Source organism: Mycobacterium sp. IS-1556 (genome assembly GCF_001499985.1).
Taxonomy (GTDB): Bacteria; Actinomycetota; Actinomycetes; order Mycobacteriales; family Mycobacteriaceae; genus Mycobacterium.
Genome location: NZ_LQIM01000002.1, coordinates 147,308 through 166,331 on the forward strand (window position 1 = coordinate 147,308; position 19,024 = coordinate 166,331).

General features: G+C 68.2%; 16 protein-coding genes. 11 read left to right on the forward strand and 5 right to left on the reverse strand.

Annotation, left to right across the window (positions count from 1 at the left end; all coding sequences use genetic code 11):
• The 6 genes from nbtC to era all read left to right on the forward strand — a co-directional run bounded on the left by nbtC (window position 1) and on the right by era (window position 8,867).
• Complete coding sequence (gene nbtC / locus AU187_RS03735; RefSeq protein ID WP_286131856.1) at window positions 1–4,533, forward strand: nocobactin polyketide synthase NbtC; 4,533 nt, start codon at window positions 1–3, stop codon at window positions 4,531–4,533.
• Window positions 4,534–4,680: 147 nt separating this feature from the next.
• On the forward strand, window positions 4,681–5,727 hold the full coding sequence (locus AU187_RS03740; protein ID WP_059102447.1) for a PhoH family protein: 1,047 nt from the start codon (window positions 4,681–4,683) through the stop codon (window positions 5,725–5,727).
• Window positions 5,728–5,746: 19 nt separating this feature from the next.
• A complete protein-coding gene (gene ybeY / locus AU187_RS03745; RefSeq protein WP_059102448.1) occupies window positions 5,747–6,283 on the forward strand; it encodes an rRNA maturation RNase YbeY in 537 nt (178 codons plus the stop codon).
• Entirely contained in the window at window positions 6,280–7,575 is a 1,296-nt protein-coding gene (locus AU187_RS03750; RefSeq protein ID WP_059102449.1) for a hemolysin family protein, read from the forward strand. The genes ybeY and AU187_RS03750 overlap by 4 nt, the downstream gene beginning before the upstream one ends.
• Window positions 7,568–7,888 carry a cytidine deaminase-like protein gene (locus tag AU187_RS03755; protein ID WP_059102450.1) on the forward strand — a complete coding sequence of 107 codons (321 nt, stop codon included), beginning with the start codon at window positions 7,568–7,570 and terminating at the stop codon, window positions 7,886–7,888. Before AU187_RS03750 ends, AU187_RS03755 begins: the two co-directional genes overlap by 8 nt.
• Before the next feature lie 67 nt (window positions 7,889–7,955).
• Window positions 7,956–8,867, forward strand: coding sequence for a GTPase Era (gene era / locus AU187_RS03760; RefSeq protein WP_059102451.1), 912 nt, complete (start codon window positions 7,956–7,958; stop codon window positions 8,865–8,867).
• Between the two features lie 10 nt (window positions 8,868–8,877).
• Here the strand turns inward: era and AU187_RS03765 are convergent, their stop codons facing one another.
• Both AU187_RS03765 and AU187_RS03770 read right to left on the reverse strand, forming a co-directional pair.
• Window positions 8,878–9,438, reverse strand: a complete 561-nt coding sequence (locus AU187_RS03765) for a CAP domain-containing protein (RefSeq protein WP_059102452.1) — start codon at window positions 9,436–9,438, stop codon at window positions 8,878–8,880.
• Window positions 9,439–9,449: 11 nt separating this feature from the next.
• Complete coding sequence (locus AU187_RS03770) at window positions 9,450–10,967, reverse strand: amidase (RefSeq protein ID WP_059102453.1); 1,518 nt, start codon at window positions 10,965–10,967, stop codon at window positions 9,450–9,452.
• 63 nt (window positions 10,968–11,030) lie between these two features.
• Here AU187_RS03770 and recO point away from each other — a divergent pair, with 63 nt between their 5' ends.
• Genes recO through AU187_RS03785 form a run of 3 tightly spaced genes read left to right on the forward strand, consistent with a single transcriptional unit; the run spans window position 11,031 to window position 13,166 of the window.
• The gene (gene recO, locus AU187_RS03775; RefSeq protein WP_059102454.1) at window positions 11,031–11,912 is read left to right on the forward strand and encodes a DNA repair protein RecO; all 882 of its coding nucleotides are present in this window, start codon (window positions 11,031–11,033) and stop codon (window positions 11,910–11,912) included.
• Window positions 11,845–12,741: a decaprenyl diphosphate synthase gene (locus AU187_RS03780; protein ID WP_059102455.1), complete on the forward strand. Its 897-nt coding sequence runs from the start codon at window positions 11,845–11,847 to the stop codon at window positions 12,739–12,741. Before recO ends, AU187_RS03780 begins: the two co-directional genes overlap by 68 nt.
• The gene (locus AU187_RS03785) at window positions 12,741–13,166 is read left to right on the forward strand and encodes a hypothetical protein (RefSeq protein ID WP_059102456.1); all 426 of its coding nucleotides are present in this window, start codon (window positions 12,741–12,743) and stop codon (window positions 13,164–13,166) included. The genes AU187_RS03780 and AU187_RS03785 overlap by 1 nt, the downstream gene beginning before the upstream one ends.
• Before the next feature lie 62 nt (window positions 13,167–13,228).
• On the opposite strand, the gene AU187_RS03790 is transcribed toward AU187_RS03785, so the two are convergent.
• Both AU187_RS03790 and AU187_RS03795 read right to left on the reverse strand, forming a co-directional pair.
• Window positions 13,229–13,642, reverse strand: a complete 414-nt coding sequence (locus tag AU187_RS03790; RefSeq protein WP_172800153.1) for a Fur family transcriptional regulator — start codon at window positions 13,640–13,642, stop codon at window positions 13,229–13,231.
• 2 nt (window positions 13,643–13,644) lie between these two features.
• The gene (locus AU187_RS03795; RefSeq protein WP_059102458.1) at window positions 13,645–14,022 is read right to left on the reverse strand and encodes an ArsR/SmtB family transcription factor; all 378 of its coding nucleotides are present in this window, start codon (window positions 14,020–14,022) and stop codon (window positions 13,645–13,647) included.
• A 129-nt stretch (window positions 14,023–14,151) separates the two neighbouring features.
• Here AU187_RS03795 and AU187_RS03800 point away from each other — a divergent pair, with 129 nt between their 5' ends.
• A complete protein-coding gene (locus AU187_RS03800) occupies window positions 14,152–15,573 on the forward strand; it encodes a glycine--tRNA ligase (RefSeq protein WP_059102459.1) in 1,422 nt (473 codons plus the stop codon).
• Window positions 15,574–15,672: 99 nt separating this feature from the next.
• On the opposite strand, the gene AU187_RS03805 is transcribed toward AU187_RS03800, so the two are convergent.
• Window positions 15,673–17,679: a TPM domain-containing protein gene (locus AU187_RS03805; protein WP_059102460.1), complete on the reverse strand. Its 2,007-nt coding sequence runs from the start codon at window positions 17,677–17,679 to the stop codon at window positions 15,673–15,675.
• Between the two features lie 58 nt (window positions 17,680–17,737).
• Here AU187_RS03805 and AU187_RS03810 point away from each other — a divergent pair, with 58 nt between their 5' ends.
• Window positions 17,738–18,994, forward strand: coding sequence for a deoxyguanosinetriphosphate triphosphohydrolase (locus tag AU187_RS03810; RefSeq protein WP_059102501.1), 1,257 nt, complete (start codon window positions 17,738–17,740; stop codon window positions 18,992–18,994).
• Window positions 18,995–19,024: the final 30 nt, after the last annotated feature.

The window sequence follows — 19,024 nt, forward strand, 5'->3', positions numbered from 1 at the left end:
ATGCCCGATGGAACCGTTCCGGTACTGCTGTCGGCGGACACCCCGGACCTACTTCGCGCCGAAGCCTCCGCGCTGATCTCGTATCTGGAGGCTCAGCCCTGGGTCCAGCCCCAGCGCGTCGCCTCGATGTTGTTTCGAACCCGGCTTCCCAGGCGCTACCGCGCGCTTGTCATGGTCACCGATCGTGCCGGCCTCGTCGAAGCGCTGCGCGCGGTGGCCGACGGTCGCCAGCACGCCGCCGTGGTCCGCAACGAGAAGGCGGCGGGCGAGCGCCGGCGCGCGTATGTGCTGCCCGGGCAGGGTGGTCAGCGCCCGGGTATGGGCGCACTGTTCTACCGCGACGTGCCGGCATTCCGGTCCGAAGCCGACCGCTGCGACGGCTATTTCGGCGCACTGTTCGGCGAATCCCCCTTGGGCTACCTGCTGGGCGCCGGCAGCGCCGGCGACGGCACGGTGGTCGTGCAGTCGGCGCTGTTCATGCTGATGGTTGCACTCGGCGCGATGTGGCGCTCGGTCGGTGTCACCGCCGCCGCCGTCGTCGGGCACAGCCAGGGCGAAATCGCCGGGGCCTACCTGTCGGGGAAGATGACGCTCGAGGATGCCGTGACGATCGTCGGCACCCGGGCGCGTGCGGTCGAGACCATCTCATCTGACGACTACGCGATGGCGGTCGTCGCCGCCGACCGCGATGAATGCGAAGCCGTACTGGCCCGCCAAACCGGCTGGGCGCAAGTGTCGGTGGTCAATTCGCCGCGCCTCGTTGGTATATCCGGAGACCGCGACACGGTACGGGCGAGTGTGGACACGCTGGCGGAGTGCGGCCGGTTCACCCGACTCATCCCGGTCCGATACCCGGCGCACACGAGCCGGGTCAACGAATTCCGTGAGGTCATCGAGACCGCTGTGCACTCTCACGTCCCGAATGCGCGGTTCCGCGACAGCGAGATCGACTGCATCGGTTCGACACTCGGCGAGCCCGTGTCCGCCGACGTGGCGGTCAGCGACTACTGGTTCTGGAACCTGCGCAACATCGTGCGCTTCGACAAGGCGGTCGCCACCGCGATCGGGGCAAAGGTCGACACCTTCGTCGAACTCGCCGAGCATCCGACACTGCAGCTCGCTATTCAAGAGAACCTCGACACGCTCGACGCGCCGTCGGCGACCGTCGTGGGCACGTCCACCCGGGAGGCTGCCGACCTCACGGAGTTCACCCGCAACCTCGCCCTGCTGGCGGTCGATGACATCGACTACCGATGGGATGTCCTGCGGACCGAACCGACGGAGCCCGCGTCGCTTCCGCTCTTGGACTTCCCGAATACACAGATGAATGAGCAGACCCTGTGGTTGCCGCACCATGGGTTCTCGGCGCTGCCTGCTGATCGGGAGCCGGCGCTGTCGGCTGAAGCGGCACCGCCGCCGGCTGAAGCGGCACCGCCGCCGGCCGAAGCCACGGCACCGCCGCCGGCCGAAGCCACGGCACCGCCGCAGGTCATCGTCGAGGACTGGGTCCCGCTCAAGCGGCGCGCCACGGTGCCGCCCCGATCCTTCGGCATTGTTGACCACATGGGCGGTGATACCGACTTGGTTGCCGCGTTGTGTTCGTCCGCCGCGCAGCAGGGAGTCTTCGCGCGCCCCCTGGGCGACGTGGACGATACCGGCGAAGACATTGACTCCGTTGTGGTCCTGGTGCCCGCGCTCGAGCGCATGAGCCAGGTCGAGGCCGCCGGGCTCGTCGCGAAGTTCTTCGTCGACCGGCAGTGGTGGCTCCCGCGAGCCGCGCCGAAGGAGTACTGGCTGGTCACCGTCGACGGCGAGAACGTGGTCCCGGCGGATGGTGCGCCGCATCCGTACGCCGCGGCGATCAGCGCCGGATTCCGCTGTCTCGGGGGTGAATACCCGGATATCACTTTTCGCCACCTCGACCTCGCGCACCGGTACCCGGGCGCCGAGTCGGCGCAGGCGATCATCGCCGCACTGCACACCGCCGACGAGCCGGACCTCGCATTGCGTGACGGCACCGTGTACGGAAAGCGGCTCGTGGAGGCCATCGCCGCAGACGCGCCGTGGATGCTGAACAGCCGGCACGTGTTGATCACCGGTGGCACCGGCCGGGTGGGGCTGGAGTTCTGCGGGCACGCCGCACGACACGGCGCCCGGCGTATCACGCTGGTGAGCCGGACAGGGGAGACACGCGCCACCACCGAACAGCTCCGTCCCCTGCGGGCGCTCACCGAGATCCGGGTCATCGCCTGCGACGTCGCCGACGTCAGCGACGTACGGCGGATGGCCGCTGACATCGGTGAAGCGCCAGTGGATCTCGTCGTTCATGCGGTGCTAGACGACGCATCCGCCGCGGTGCATACCCTGACTGACCTCACCGAAGGACAGTTCGACAGCGCGCTACGCGGCAAAGCGGTCGGTATCTCGAATGTCCTCGACGCGGTCGCCCTCGCCACCGATTGCCATGTGCTGCTGTGCTCGTCGACGGCGGCGGTGCTCGGCGGTCGCGGCAAGATCGCTTACGCGGCGGCCAACCGGATGCTCGACGCCTATGCGCACGAAGTGCGCGCCGCGGGGCGCGCCTGCAGCTCGGTGCAGTGGGGTCAGTGGGCGATCTACGAGGGGCAGAGCCGCACCGACATCGCGAACCTCGCCGAGATCGGCTACCTGCCCATGCGTTCGGCCGACGCAATCACACTCGGGCTCAGCGGATCCCCTCGCAACATCATGGTGGCGGCTTTCGACTGGGAACGCGCCGGTGCGGTGCTCGGGACACTGGGCTACGGACCGACGCTGTCTCAGCTCGTAGCGACGGTGGCGCGGAATGCCGAAGAGCCGGCTCGCCGCGCGGGCGGCCCAACGACGCCGATACTGCAGTTGCTGGCCGAGGTGATCGGGGCCGGTGACGTGCAGGCGGTCGACAGTACGGCCCCATTGGTGGCGCTCGGGCTGGACTCCCTCAACGCATTGCAGCTGCGCCGGCGTCTCAGAATCGAATTCAGTTGCGAGATAGGAGCTTCCGACCTTCTGGGTGGTATGTCGCTTGACGACGTAGTGAAGGTCGTCAGCGCCGGTGCGGGGGGTCCTGCGCCTACTGTCGCACCCGCCGAACCCGGTGGCACACGCCCGTCGGCACCGGACCGTGGCGTCGAGCAGATCCTGTTGCAGCTGCTGGCCGAGGTGATCGGGACCGACGATGAGAAGGCGCTGGACACCACGACGCCGCTGGTGGCGCTCGGGCTGGATTCGCTCAACGCGTTGCAACTGCGACGGCGGATCAAGTCCGAACTCAACCGTGAGGTCGCGGTCGGGGAATTGCTCGGCGGTGCAAGGCTCGACGACGTGACGGCCATGGTGACCGCGGCGGGGCCGAGCGTGGGCCCGCGGCCTTCAGCGGGTACAGCACCGGCCGTCGCACCGACGCCCGTCGGCAGCCAGCGTGATGCCGACCTCGACGCCGACCAAATCGCCTCCGCACGCGAGGATCTCGACCTGTTCGGGCTCGGCGCCATGTGGCGACTGGTCGAGCCGGTGTTGCGCGACGGTGACGGGCACACCGCCGAAGTGATCGCCGAGCGACTTCACTTCGCCGCCCGGCACCGGTGGGTGCTGCGCCAATGGCTGCACGAGCTGAGCACTCGGGGTTTCGTCGGTCTGGTCCGCGACGACGGCGCCGGCGGCTACCGCAAGCTGCGCGACGTGCCGACGCCGAGCCGTCCCGATCTGGTCGCGGTGTGCACAGATCTCGGATATCCGGCGCCCTACGGCCGATTCCTCGATGATGCCAACAGGTATCTGGTCGATCTCGTCAGCGACGGTCGCAGCGTGCAGGAGCTGCTGTTTCCGGACGGTGCGACGGACCGGGCCGACGCGTTCTACCGCGACAACGCCGTAAGCCGCTACCTCAACCTCGGCGCGCGCACCGCGGTTGCCGACCATGTCCAGCGGCTCGCGGAGGCCGGCCACTCGCCCGTCCAGATCCTGGAACTAGGGGCCGGTGTCGGAGGTATGACCGACGACCTGGTGGCTGCATTGACCGGTTTGCCGGTGCAGTACCGCTTCACCGATGTCTCCACCTTCTTCCTCAACGCGGCCAGGCAGCGCTACGCGAAGCACCCGTGGATGCAGTTCGCGATCGTGGACCTCAACGATGATCTGAGCCGCCAGCCGGCCTGCGACATCGTCGTCGCGGCCAACGTGGTGCACAACGCGCGTGACGTCGGGCGCACCCTGCGGGAGATTCACGACCTGCTGCGGCCCGGCGGTGCGGTCGTGTTCATCGAGGTCTGTAAGGCGAACTGCTCCTTCATGACCTCGGTGTACTTCCTCATGTCGCCTGCTGCGGATCAACCTCAGGTGGGCTTGACCGATGTCCGCGCGGGGACCGACCGAATCCTGCTGACCAGGGCGGAATGGCATCGTGAGCTCACCGCGAGCGGCCTGACGCCGGTCCTCACGCTGCCGGCGGCCGACCATCCGCTCGCGCCGCTCGACCACCACGTTTTTGTGGCTGTGCGGGGTGACGCCGCCTAGGGGCCGATGCGCTGGTGGCGCAAAGCTGGCCGGCCTCTCGCCCGCCTGCCGCGTTAACCATTGGGACTGGTCGCTGACCAGCGGTAAACTGTGAGCATCACATCAGCAACGGCCAGGCCAGAACCAGAAAGTAGGCACTGAACCCTCTTGACGCCCCGCGAGACGACCGCTGACTCTGATCAGTCTTCTGAGTCGGTACGCAGCAGCATCAACGTTCCGCCCGATCTCATCGTGGGCCTACTGGGTTCCGCCGACGAGAATCTACGTGCGCTCGAACGCGCCCTTTCCGCCGATATCCATGCGCGCGGCAATGAGCTCACGCTCTCCGGTGAACCCGCCGACGTCGCGTTGGCCGAGCGGGTGATCTCCGAGCTGATCGCGATCGTCGCCAACGGCCAGTCGTTGACCCCCGAAGTCGTGCGGCACAGCGTCGCGATGCTCACCGGCACCGGCAACGAGTCGCCCGCCGAGGTGCTCACCCTCGACATCCTGTCGCGGCGCGGCAAGACGATCCGGCCGAAGACGTTGAACCAGAAGCGTTATGTCGATGCAATCGACGCGCACACCATCGTGTTCGGCATCGGACCGGCCGGCACCGGTAAGACGTATCTGGCGATGGCCAAGGCGGTCAACGCATTACAGTCCAAGCAGGTGTCGCGGATCATCCTCACCCGTCCCGCCGTGGAAGCCGGTGAGCGCCTCGGCTTTCTGCCGGGCACGCTGAGCGAGAAGATCGACCCGTATCTGCGGCCGCTCTACGACGCGCTGCACGACATGATGGACCCCGAGCTGATCCCAAAGCTGATGAGCGCGGGCGTAATCGAGGTCGCGCCGCTGGCGTACATGCGGGGTAGAACGATCTCGGATGCGTTCATCATTCTCGACGAGGCGCAGAACACCACCGCCGAGCAGATGAAGATGTTCTTGACCCGGCTGGGCTTCAACTCGAAAATCGTTGTGACGGGCGATATCACGCAGGTTGACCTGCCCGGCGGAGCCGCGTCGGGTCTGCACGCGGCGATGCGCATCCTCGAGGGCATCGACGACATCCACTTCGCCGAACTCACCAGCGCCGACGTCGTGCGCCACCGGTTGGTGTCGGAGATCGTCGACGCCTACGCCAGGCACGACGAGCCGGCCCAGTTGAACCGGGCGCAGCGACGCGCCTCCGGCGGCGGCCGGCCGCGGCGGTAGCGGGCATGAGCATTTCGATATGAGCATCGAGGTGTCCAATGAGTCGGGCATCGACGTCTCCGAAGAGGAACTGATCAGCGTCGCCCGCTTCGTCATCCGCAAGATGAACGTCAACCCCGCGGCCGAACTGTCGATGGTGCTGCTCGACACCGCGGCGATGGCCGACCTGCACATGCGGTGGATGGACCTGCCGGGCCCCACCGACGTGATGAGCTTCCCGATGGACGAGCTGGAGCCCGGCGGGCGGCCCGATGCGCCCGAACCCGGCCCGGCCATGCTCGGTGACATCGCGCTGTGCCCGCAGTTCGCCGCCGAACAGGCCACCGCGGCCGGCCACTCGCTGGGCCAGGAACTGGCGCTTCTCACCGTGCACGGAGTGCTGCACCTGCTGGGCTACGACCACGCCGAGCCCGCCGAGGAAAAAGAGATGTTCACCCTGCAGCGCCAACTGCTCGAGGAGTGGGTGGCCGACCAGGTCGAGGCGTACCACCAGGACCGCCAGTCCGAGAAGGAACGCCGGCTCCTCGACAACTCCCGATTCTTCGACGAACTGTGACCGGTGTCGGACAGCTGATCTTCGCGATCGTGCTCGTCGCCTTCGGCGGGCTGTTCGCGGCGATCGACGCCGCGCTGAGCACCGTGTCGATGGCGCGCGTCGAGGAACTCGTCCGCGACGAGCGACCCGGAGCGGTGCGCCTGGCCAAGGTGGTGGCCGAACGCCCGCGCTACATCAACCTGATCGTATTGCTGCGCATCGCCTGCGAAGTCGGCCCGACCGTGCTGCTCGCCGCCTACCTCGACGGCCACCTCGGCGTCACATGGGGACTGTTCGTGGCCGCCTCGATCATGGTCGTGGTCAGCTTCGTCGTGATCGGCGTGGGGCCGCGCACCCTGGGCAGGCAACACGCGTACACGATCGCGTTGCTGGCCGCGCTTCCGCTGCAGGTGCTTTCGGTGCTGCTGACGCCGATCAGCCGGCTGCTGGTGTTGATCGGTAACGCATTGACCCCCGGCCGCGGATTCCGTAACGGCCCGTTCGCCTCCGAGATCGAACTCCGTGAAGTGGTCGACCTGGCGCAGCAGCGCGGTGTGGTGGCCGACGACGAGCGGCGGATGATCCAGTCGGTCTTCGAACTCGGCGACACCCCGGCGCGCGAGGTGATGGTGCCGCGTACCGAGATGGTGTGGATCGAGAGCGACAAGACAGCGGGGCAGGCGACCTCGCTCGCGGTGCGCAGCGGCCACTCCCGCATTCCGGTCATCGGCGAGAACGTCGACGACGTGGTCGGCGTCGTGTATCTCAAAGACCTTGTCCAGCGGACGTATTACTCGACCGACGGCGGTCGCGGCACCAAAGTCTCCGACGTGATGCGCCGCACGGTGTTCGTGCCGGACTCCAAGCCGCTGGACGAGCTGCTGCGCGAGATGCAGCGCGACCGCGTCCACATGGTCCTGCTGGTCGACGAGTACGGTGCCATCGCCGGCCTGGTCACCATCGAGGACGTGCTCGAGGAGATCGTCGGCGAGATCGTCGACGAGTACGACGCCGGCGAAGTGGTGCCCGTAGAAGAGTTGGGCGACAACCGCTATCGGGTGTCTGCCCGGCTGCCGATCGAAGACCTCGGTGAACTGTACGACATCGAATTCGACGACGATCTCGACGTGGACACCGTCGGCGGCCTGGTCGCACTGGAACTCGGCAGGGTGCCGCTGCCTGGCGCCGAGGTGACGTGGGACGGGTTGCGGCTGAAGGCCGAAGGCGGACCGGACCACCGCGGGCGGGTGCGCATCGGCACTGTTCTGGTCAGCCGTACCGAGACTCCCGAAGGAGACGACGACGATGAGTGAGCTCGACGCCGAGGACGCCAAGCTGGTGACCCTGGCCCGCGGCGCGATGGGCCGCGCCGAGGCGGGCAGCGGCGCGGCCGTGCGCGACGTCGAAGGCCGCACCTACGCCGGCGCCCCGGTGGCGTTGAAGACGTTGCAACTCACCGCGCTTCAGGTCGCCGTCGCCGCGGCGGTCGCCAGCGGCGCAACCGGTCTGGAGGCCGCGGTGCTCGTCGGCGGCTCTCTCGACGACGCGGGGGTGGCCGCGGTGCGTGAACTGTCGGCGGACGCCGAGGTGATCGTCACCGATCGAGCCGGCACGGTGATCCCATGACCGTCGAAACTGCGCAGAGATCGCGTTTCTGGCGGATTTCGCGATCTCCCCGCAGTCTCGGCGCGAAATGAGCAGCGAATTCCGCTCCGGCTTCGTCTGTTTCGTCGGGCGGCCGAACACCGGCAAGTCCACGCTGACCAACGCGCTGGTCGGCGCGAAGGTGGCGATCACATCCAACCGGCCGCAGACCACCCGGCACACCATCCGCGGCATCGTGCACCGCGAGGACTTTCAGATCATCCTCGTCGACACACCGGGCCTGCACCGGCCGCGCACCTTGCTGGGGCAGCGGCTCAACGATCTGGTCAAGGACACCTACTCCGAGGTCGACGTCATCGGGTGGTGCATCCCGGCCGACGAGAAGATCGGGCCGGGGGACCGGTGGATCCACGACCAGATCCGCGCCGTCGCGCCCAAGACCACGCTGGTCGCCGTGGTCACCAAGATCGACAAGGTCCCCAAGGACCGCGTCGCCGCACAACTGGTCGCGGTCAGCGAGCTGGTCGGCCCCGACGTGGAGATCGTTCCGGTGTCGGCGACCGCGGCTGACAACCTCGACGTGCTCGTCGACGTGCTGGCCGCCCAACTGCCACCGGGACCGGCGTTCTATCCCGACGGCGAGCTCACCGACGAGCCCGAGGAAACCCTGATGGCCGAGCTGATCCGCGAGGCCGCGCTCGAGGGTGTGCGCGACGAGCTGCCGCACTCGCTGGCCGTCGTCATCGAGGAGGTCACGCCGCGGGAGGACCGCGACGACCTGAACCCGCTTGTTGATGTGTACGCGATCCTGTACGTCGAACGCGACAGCCAAAAGGGCATCGTGATCGGCAAGGGCGGCGCCAGGCTGCGCGAGGTCGGCACCGCGGCCCGCACACAGATCGAGAAGCTGCTGGGCACCAAGGTGTTCCTCGATCTGCGGGTCAAGGTCGCCAAGAACTGGCAGCGCGACCCGAAACAGCTGGGCCGCTTGGGCTTCTAGCTATGGGCGTCTAGCTTTGGGCGCCCGAGCCCGGCTCTCCGAACGGCCGGCCCGGCCCGTGCGCAGGTGGCGCCACATCGCCCTTGCCGTACACCGCGACCACCACGCTGCGGTCGAGCGAGTTCGCCGACCAGACACCGATGTCGACGTTGGAGCAGTCGCTCATGATCGCGTGGTAGTCCGGCCGGTGGTACCACTGGTTGATCAACTCGATGCCGCTGATCGCCAACGCCGGGTTGATCGCCACCGTTTCGGCGACGCCGCCCGCGTAGCCCGCCTTACGCGCACGGTCGGTGACGCTCGACCCGTCCGAGCCGGTGTCGCCGTTCAGCGCCCGGTTGTTCAGCACGTCGTTGGTGTGCCATTCGGCGGCCAGCCGCAGCTTCGGGTTGATCTTGATGTCGGTGTCGCAGCCGGCCTGACGTTGCATGGTGTAGACGTTGGCCACCACGCCGTCGTTGAGCCGTTTGTTGTCAGCGGCGGCGCCCGGAGCACCGGCGACGGCGCCACCCACCAGGCCGCCCATCAAGGCCAGCACCGGAACCGCACGGGTGTAGCGCAGCGCTCTCATTCCGGGAGACTTTACGCGACCTCGTCGGAGACGTCCTCGTGTTCTGGCCGGTCGGGACCCGTTATGGGCACATCGGAGGCCGCCGGCTCAGGATCTGGCGCCGGTTCGGGAAGCCACCAGGGTTCCGGCTGCTTCATCGCCCAGCCGTTGATCGCCTCCAACTCTGCGGCCAGCGAGATCAGCAGCGGCTCGCTGTTCGCCGGTCCCATCAACTGCACGCCGATCGGCAGGCCGTCGCTGGTGAACCCGGCGGGCACGTTGATCGACGGCCAGCCAAGCAGGTTCCACGGCCAGGTGACCGGGCAGGCCTTGATCATCGTGCGGTCGGTCGACAGCCCGCCGAGGCGGTCGAACTCGTGCACCTTGGGCGGGGGTTGTGCGGTGGTCGGCGCCAACACCACGTCGGTGATGTTGAACAGGTAGCCGATCCGGCGGTGCGCGCGGGCTTCGCGAGCGCGGGCCTTGCGCAGCACATGCTCCGAGAGCAACCGGCCCATGCGCATGTTGGCCTTGGTCCGCTTGTCGAGCCTGACGTCGTGGCCGAGCCGGTCGGCCCACTCCAGCAGTCCCGACGTCGACCTGGACAGGAAATTCCACGACATGCCGAGCGTGTACTCGGGGTCCGCCGCGACGACGGTGTGCCCGAGTTGCTGCAGTTGTTCGGCGACGACGTCCATCGCCGCGCGGATCTCCGGATGCAGCGTGGCCCGGAACACCGTGAAAGGAAACTTCGTCGACATCGCGATGCGCAGCGGGCCGGGCGCCTGCGCGACGCACTCCGAAACGTTCACCGGCGGCGGCTGATGACGATCGCCCGCGACGTTTCCGGACGCGGCGTCGAGCACCAGTGCGGCATCGGTGACCGTGCGGGCCAGCACGCCGTTGACCGTGATGCCGTTGAACGCCTCCGGCAGCGGCCATGTCGAGATGCGGCCGCGCTGCGGTTTGATGCCGACCAGATGCGTCCACGCCGCGGGGATGCGCACGCTGCCCGCGCCGTCGGAGCCGATCGCGGCGGTCACCAGTCCGGCCGCCACCGCCGCGGCGCTACCGCCCGAGGACCCACCGGGAGTGTGCTCGCGTGACCACGGGTTGCGCGTGTGCCCGAACGCCGGCCCGCTGGTGAACGGCCACTGACCCAGTTCGCAGGTGTTGGTCTTGCCGACGATGACCGCACCCGCCGCCCGCAACCGCCGCACCACCTCGGCGTCCTGGGCGGCGGGCCGGACCGTACCGTCGGCGCCGAAGCGGGTCGGCACCCCGGCGACGTCGACGTCGTCTTTGACCGCGATCGGAATGCCCAAGAGTGGATGTTTCGAAAGATCCTGGCCCGCGGCACGTTTGCGGTCCGCGCGGGCGGCGTCGGCGAGTGCCCGGTCGGTGAACACCACGCGGAACGCGTTCAGTGTCGGCTGGCTGGCCGTGATGGCGTCGAGCGAGCGCTGGACCAGTTCCACCGACGTGACTGAGCCGCTCGCGAGCTGGAAGAGCTGTTGAGTCAGGGTGGGGAATCGCGCGTCGTTGACCATCACCTCAGAGGATATCGGCGGTGCGAATCGGAATCTGACGGATGGTGGTGGGAGACTGAACCGATGCGGCTGTATCGGGACCGGGCGGTGGTGGTGCGCCAGCACAAGCTCGGCGAGGCCGACCGGATCGTGACACTTCTGACCCGTGACCACGGGTTGGTGCGGGCGGTGGCCAAGGGGGTGCGGCGCACCCGCAGCAAGTTCGGCGCCAGGCTGGAGCCGTTCGCGCACATCGACGTTCAGCTGCATCCCGGCCGGAATCTCGACATCGTCACCCAGGTGCAGGCCATCGACGCGTTCGCCTCCGACATCGTCAGTGACTACGGCCGCTACACCTGCGCATGCGCGGTGCTGGAGACCGCCGAACGTCTGGCCGGTGAGGAACGCGCCCCGATGCCCGCGCTGCACCGGCTGACGGTGGCCGCATTGCGGGCGGTGGCCGACGGCGGCCGACCCCGTGAGCTCGTGCTGGACGCCTACTTGTTGCGGGCCATGGGGATCGCGGGGTGGGCCCCGGCGCTGACCGAATGCGCCCGGTGTGCCGCGCCGGGTCCGCACCGGGCCTTCCATGTGGCGGCCGGGGGCAGCGTGTGCGTGCACTGCCGGCCGTCGGGGTCGGTGACGCCGCCGCAGGGGGTACTGGACTTGATGGCTGCGCTGCACGACGGGGACTGGGAGCACGCCGAGACGTCGACGTCGTCGCACCGGAGCCAGGCCAGTGGGCTGGTCGCCGCGCATCTGCAGTGGCATCTGGAGCGCCAACTGCGGACGTTGCCGCTGGTCGAGCGGGTGTACCGGGTGGACAGGACCCTGGGCGATCACCGCACCGCGGTGGTGGTCGACCAGCATGTGTCGCTGGTCGGGCAGGATGTGCCCCATGGCAAGCGAACGGGCTGGGCGGAGGAAGGCCCCGGCAATCTACCCACAGCTGCCCCCGGCGCCTGACGACTACCCGACGTTCCCCGACAAGTCGACGTGGCCCGTCGTCTTCCCCGAGATCCCGGCAGGCACCAACGGCCGGTTCGCCCGCCCGCCCCAGCACACCTCCAAGGAGGCCGCGCCAAGGATTCCGGCCGACCAGGTGCCCCGCCACGTCGCCGTCGTCATGGACGGCAACGGCCGCTGGGCCACCCAGCGTGGCCTGCACCGCACCGAGGGGCACAAGATGGGGGAGGCCGTGCTCATCGACATCACCTGCGGCGCAATAGAAATCGGTATCAAGCACCTGACGGTGTATGCGTTCTCCACCGAGAACTGGAACCGCAGCACCGAGGAGGTGCGCTTCCTGATGGGCTTCAACCGGGAAGTGGTGCGTCGGCGCAGGGAGAACCTCAACGACATGGGCGTACGGATGCGTTGGGTCGGTTCGCGACCGCGGATGTGGCGCAGCGTGATCAAGGAGTTCGACATCGCCGAGCAGATGACCGTCGGCAACGACGTCATCACGATCAACTACTGCGTCAACTACGGTGGCCGCACCGAGATCGTCGAGGCGACCCGCGAGCTCGCGCAGCTGGCGGCCGACGGCAGGATCAAGCCGAATCGCATCAGCGAGGCCACCTTCGCCAAGCACCTGCACCGCTCCGACATCCCCGACGTCGACCTGTTCATCCGGACCTCGGGGGAGCAGCGCGCCAGCAACTTCCTGCTGTGGCAGGCGGCATACGCCGAGTTCGTGTTCCAGGACAAGCTGTGGCCCGACTACGACCGCCGCGATCTGTGGGCCGCCTGCGGGGAGTACGTCAACCGCAACCGACGCTTCGGTAGGGCGTGATGGCGCTGCAAGATCGGCTCGGCGAGATCCTCGAGGGGGTGCTGCCCGTCACGCGCGAGGCCGACGGCGCGGTGACCGTCCATCACGACGAGACGTTCGCCTCGCTGCGCACGGTTCCGGTCGCCGAAGGACTCGAGTTGGTGTCGCTCACCCAGATCCTGGCCTGGGACCTGCCGCTGGACGCCAAGCTGCGAGCCAAGGTCGCCGAGCATGCCCATAACACGCTGCTGGGCACGGTGTCGCTGGCGGCCAAGAGCGGGCCCAAGGAGGTCGCCGCGGGGGCCAAGCGCAACTCGAAGAAGGCCGCGGATGTGCTGTTGCGCTACAACTTTCCCGCCGCCGGGTTGACCGACGACGCGCTGCGCACGCTCATCCTCATGGTGCTGGCCACCGGTTCCGAGGTGCGTCGCGCGCTAGTCGGCTGAATCGTTCGCGCCGAAACTGAACTTGTGTGCGCCGTCCCGCCGCCGGAATCTCGTGCAGAAGTTCAGTTTCGAGCCCGCGGAGTCTCAGGGCTTCCGGCCGCGCAGTCGCCGCAGACGCCGAAGATTTCGATCGTGTGGCTGACATCGGAGAAGCCGTGTTCGTGGGCGACGTCGGCGGCCCAGGTTTCGACGTCACCGCCCTGAATTTCCACCGTCGACCCGCATACGCGGCACACCAGGTGGTGATGGTGGTCCTCTGAGCAGCGCCGGTACACCGACTCGCCGGTGTCGGTGCGCAACGTGTCGACGACGCCCGCGGTCGCCATCTGCTGCAGGGTGCGGTAGACCGTCGTCAGCCCGATGCCTTCACCGCGGCGCCGCAACTCGTCGTGCAGTTCCTGGGCGGAGCGGAACTCGTCGAGGTTGTCCAGCAGCGCCGCGATGGCCGCCCGCTGCCGGGTGGCGCGCACTCCCATGCTCACTGGCCCGCCTCGGCCGCATGCGTCACCGCCGCGACGACGATCTCGGCGAGGTGGTGATCGACGAGGCGGTACATCACTTCGCGTCCGGATCGCTCGCCGGCCACCACACCAGCGGCCTTGAGGATTCGCAGATGCTGGCTGACCAGCGGTTGCGGTACGGCCAGCGCGTCGACGAGTTCATGCACGCAGCGCGCCGACTCCCGCAGCTGCAGCACGATCGCGATGCGCACCGGGGCGGCCAGTGCCCGCAGCAGGTCGCCGGAAGTGTCGAGCACATCGCGCGGCGGCAGTTCGGGAAACGGTTCGCCGCTGTGGTCGTGGGTGGCTTCAGCGGTCGCGGGGTGTCCGTCAGCCCAAGTGGAAACGGTTTTCATTATGACCGCCACAATACATGCGCTTCGATGCATGTCAACGCCGGAAACCGAGCCACCTTCAGCGCGAGCGACCGTGTCTGTTCGCGAAGTCTGCGGCGTGTCGTGTGCAAATGCGGTCGCTCGCGGGGAATGTGGCGGTCGCTAGGCTGTGCGTTCGTGGCTTCATCTTCTTCGATCATCGACACCGTCGCGAACCTGGCCAAGCGGCGCGGCCTGGTCTACCAATCGGGGGAGATCTACGGCGGCACCAGATCGGCGTGGGATTACGGCCCGCTCGGGGTGGAGCTCAAGGAGAACATCAAGCGCCAGTGGTGGCGCTCGGTGGTCACCAGCCGCGACGACGTCGTTGGCCTCGACTCGGCGATCATCCTGCCGCGCGAGGTGTGGGTGGCCTCCGGGCACGTCGACGTGTTCAACGATCCGCTGGTCGAGTGCCTCAACTGCCACAAGCGCCACCGGCAGGACCACATGCAGGAGGCGTACGCCGAGAAGAAGGGGATCGACGATCCCGACTCGGTGCCGATGAGCGACATCGCCTGCCCGGACTGCGGGACCAAGGGCCAGTGGACCGAGCCGCGCGACTTCAACATGATGCTCAAGACCTACCTCGGGCCGATCGAGACCGAGGAAGGGCTGCACTATCTGCGGCCGGAGACCGCGCAGGGCATCTTCGTCAACTTCACCAATGTCGTTACCACACAACGCAAAAAGCCGCCATTCGGTATCGCCCAGACGGGTAAGAGCTTCCGCAACGAAATCACTCCCGGCAACTTCATCTTCCGGACCCGCGAGTTCGAGCAGATGGAGATGGAGTTCTTCGTCGAGCCGTCGACGGCCCGCGAGTGGCACCAGTATTGGATCGACGAGCGGCTGCAGTGGTACGTCGAACTCGGCATCGACCGCGACAACCTCCGCCTCTACGAGCACCCCAAGGAGAAGCTGTCGCACTACTCCGACCGCACGGTCGACATCGAGTACAAATTCGGCTTCGTCGGCAACCCGTGGGGCGAGCTGGAGGGTGTCGCCAACCGCACCGACTTCGACTTGTCCACGCACACAAAGCATTCCGGCGTCGACCTGTCGTACTACGATCAGGCCAACGACACCCGTTATGTGCCGTACGTGATCGAACCGGCAGCCGGGTTGACGCGGTCGTTCATGGCGTTTCTCGTCGACGCCTACGCCGAGGACGAGGCGCCCAACGCCAAGGGCGGCGTCGACAAGCGCACCGTGCTACGGCTGGATCCGCGGCTCGCGCCGGTCAAAGCCGCTGTGCTGCCGCTGTCGCGTAACGAGGCACTCTCACCGAAGGCGCGCGACCTCGCGGCCGAACTGCGCAAGAACTGGAACGTTGAGTTCGACGACGCCGGAGCGATCGGCCGCCGCTACCGCCGCCAGGACGAGATCGGCACCCCGTTCTGCGTGACGGTCGATTTCGACTCGCTCGAGGACCAGGCCGTGACGATCCGCGAGCGCGACGCGATGACGCAGGACCGCGTCGCCCTCGACAACGTCAGCGACTACCTCGCCGTTCGCCTCAAGGGCTGCTGAACCTCCCGCGACACCTCCCGCGAGCAGACGCAAATTGCCCTTAAATCGCGGCTTTTCGGGACATTTTGCGTCTGCTCGCGCGGCGCGCGCGGTTAGCGGCTAGAACCGGCCGCCGCCGCCGAACATTCCGCCCCCGCCGCCGGAGCCGCCGAACGAACCGGGACTGAAGCCACCGCCGCCGAAACCGCCGCCGAAACCGCCACGCATTCCTCCGCTGAGGATGTTGCCGATCAGGATCCCGCCGATGATCGCGCCCATGTTGCCCCCGCCGCCCCCGCCGCCGAATGGACCACCCATATACGAGTGACGCGCGTTCTGCATATCGGCGTTGGCGAGGGTCTGCGCCTGCGACGCGAGCATCGCCGCGCCGTTGGCGTGCGCGATGGCCCCGGCCGGATCCGTCGACCGCTTCTCCTCGGCCGCGCCGATCTGTCGGACGGCCTCGGCCAGCCGGGTGCGGGCCTCCGGACCGACGATGCCGCGGCGGGTGTCGATGAAATCCGACACCGACCGAACCCGCGACCGGGCAGTGAACAGCGCTTCGTCCAACGCCCGGTTGAGTCGCTCGGCCGCTTCCCGTTCCTGTTCGACGGCGGCCAGCAGCCGGTCAAGATCCGCGTCGGCCTTCGTCAGCTCGGTGAAGGAGCCCAGCGGGTCAGCCGAATTCGAGCGCTGCGCGGCCGCCACCGCGACCGCCGCAGCGTCGCGGGCCTCAGCCAACTGAGCGGCTTGCGGCACGTTGCCCTGCTTTAGCAGGGCGCCGGCCTGCTTGATGCCGTTCTGAATGTCTTCGATCGCCGCCGGCAGCGTGGCGGCCGCCCGGCGGATGTCACTGGCAGCGCTGTCCACCGCGTCCAGCAGCCCGCGTGCCTGGGCCAAGGCGGCCTCGGCCGCGCGGACACATTCGACGAGTTCGGTCTGGCGCCCCGCCACCGGCCGCTCGGCAAGATCGCGCGCACGGGCGATGTTCTGGTCGGCGAAGGTCAGCAATTCCTTGGCCGCGTCCACATTGCCGGCCACCGAACTCAGCGCCGTCGCCTCGAACTCGCCGTGCAGTTGCTCGAGCTTCTGCTGCGACGGGCCCAGCTGGGCGGTGATGCCGACCACCTGCTGGGTCAATGCGCCCAGGCGCGACGGCGCGTTGATCACCAGATTCCGCAGGTCTGCGAACGCGTCCCGCTGCGCTTCCAGTTCACGATCGGCCTTGGCGGCGGCGACCACCACGCGAGTCAAGAGGTCGCGACGCTGCGCCGGGGATTCCGGAATGGCGTCGTCGAGGATCTGCCGGACGTTGAACGCCTGGCCGAGGGTCGTCTTGGCGTTGTTGACCGCACGCGTGAACGGCTCCGTGCGCTCGGTGCCGAATTCCTCTACGGCGAGCTGCAATTCGTGGTCGCTGGTGCGCACGGCGTTGTCGACTTCGACCACCATCGCGCGCGACAGGTCATCGAGGGCGTCCAGCGACACCGCCGCCAGCGCGTGGGGATCGGTCGGATCCACTCGACGTGCCGCGGCGAACTCGGCCTCCCGGCGCTTGCGCCGCCGCCGCCGTCGCCAGAACATCAACAGCACCACCGCAAGCGCGATCACCCCCAGCGCGACCAGCAACCCGAACCAGCTGATCGTCGAACCCGAGCCGGCGGACTGAGCGAGACCCTCGGCCGCGGCCACCGCCGCACCGACCCAGTCGTCCTGACGCAGTGCGGGTTCGATGTCGTTGCGCCGCACGCTTTCCACTCGGCTGGAACTCAGTTCGGTGGCGCTGCTCGGAACCAGGAAGGCATACGCACGATCGCCTGTCGCGATGGCGAGCAGCGCGTCGAAATCACCCAGGTCGCTCACCCGCATCGTGTTACGCGCCCACGTTTGCGCCGACTGGCCGGAGAACGACTCGACGTAGACGACCCACAACCGGGTCTTGCGGCTCGCGTACAACTCGTCGATCGCCGAGGTCACCTGTGCACGGCCGGCAGCGTTCAGCACGCCCGCGTTGTCGGTGACGTAACCCGGGAGCCGGAACGGAGTCTCAGCCGATGCCGTGGGCGCGACAAGCGCACCGGCGGCGATCGTGGCGAGCACGAGGGTCAGCAAGCGGACAAGGCGCATGCCGTCAATCTAATGTGCGGCACGGTCCGGCCGGTTGGTGCTGGCAGACTATTCGTCGGTGACAGCGAACGCAGATCCCTACGACGAGTTCGACCGCGAGCGACGGGCGGTCGAGCCACCGAAGGGTGCCGCGCTGCCGGGCGCCGACAATCATCACCGCACCGATTTCGCGCGGGACCGGGCCCGGGTGCTGCACTGTGCGGCGCTGCGCCGGCTGGCCGACAAGACGCAGGTGGTCGGGCCGCGCCAGGGCGAGACACCGCGCACGCGGCTGACCCACTCGCTGGAAGTCGCCCAGATCGGCCGCGGGATGGCGATCGGGTTGGGCTGCGACCCCGACCTCGTCGACCTCGCCGGGTTGGCCCACGACATCGGGCATCCGCCCTACGGGCACAACGGCGAGCGCGCGCTGAACGAGATCGCCGCTGACTGCGGCGGCTTCGAGGGCAACGCGCAGAACTTCCGCATCCTGACCCGACTAGAGCCGAAAGTCGTTGCCGCCGATGGCGAAAGCGCGGGCCTGAACCTCACCCGCGCCGCTCTGGACGCCGTCACCAAGTACCCGTGGCGGCGCGGCGAACGGCCGGCCAAGTTCGGTTTCTACGAGGACGACGTGCCCGCCGCCGAGTGGGTGCGCACCGGTGCGCCCGCCGGCAAGCCGTGCTTGGAGGCCCAGGTGATGGACTGGGCCGACGACGTCGCGTATTCCGTGCACGACGTCGAGGACGGCGTGGTGTCCGGTCGCATCGACATGCGGGTGCTGGCCGACAACGACGCGGCCGCCGAGTTGGGCCGGCTGGGGGAGGCGAGCGGGATGGGCGCCGGGCTGCGCTCCGACGATCTGGTGGCCGCGGCGGCGCGACTCTCTGACCTGCCGGTCGTGGCCGCCGTCGGCAAATACGACGGAACCTTGTCGGCCTCGGTCGCGCTCAAACGGTTGACCAGCGAATTGGTCGGCCGGTTCGCCTCCGCGGCCATCGCGGCCACCCGCGAGGAATCCGGACCGGGTCCGGTGGTCCGCTACCAGGCCGACGTGCGCGTCCCGGAACTGGTCCGGGCCGAGGTCGCGGTGCTCAAGATCCTGGCGCTGCAGTTCATCATGTCCGACCCTCGGCATCTGGAGCTGCAGGCACAGCAGCGCGAGCGCGTTCACCGGGTGGTGGCGTGGTTGGCCGCGGGCGCCCCGGCCACCCTCGACCCGATCTTCGTTCCGGCGTTCAACGCCGCAGGCGACGACGGCGCCCGGCTGCGCGTGGTCATCGACCAGGTTGCGTCCTTCACAGAGGGCCGGTTGGAGCGGTTGGAACCGGCCTAAGCGTGATCGCGCCCGACGCCGGGCGCTCTA